A 240-nucleotide genomic window follows, 5' to 3' on the forward strand; every position below is an offset into this window, starting at 1 on the left:
AGCTTCCTGCTCCTTGATCATTTGGATGATCTGTTCGTCCGTGAATCTCGTCTTCATTTGTCCGTCCTTCGGTTGGGCGGACTCTACACAAAACTGGAGGAAATTCAGGGGCTCAGGTCATGTGGTCAATGTTGCGGTCTCCTTTCCTGTTTTCTTTGCAGCCTCAGAGCTGGCTTTGAAGCGGTAGCTGTCGTTTCCGGTTTCCAGAATGTGACAGCGGTGTGTGAGCCTATCGAGGAG

General features: G+C 51.2%; 1 protein-coding gene. It reads right to left on the reverse strand.

The features are described from left to right. Nucleotides 1–117: 117 nt before the first annotated feature. A partial coding sequence (locus P2081_RS20940; protein ID WP_278924714.1) for an ATP-binding protein occupies nt 118–240 on the reverse strand: 123 nt, incomplete at its 5' end.

Source organism: Pseudophaeobacter profundi, from assembly GCF_029697505.1.
In the GTDB taxonomy this organism is placed as follows: Bacteria; Pseudomonadota; Alphaproteobacteria; order Rhodobacterales; family Rhodobacteraceae; genus Pseudophaeobacter; species Pseudophaeobacter profundi.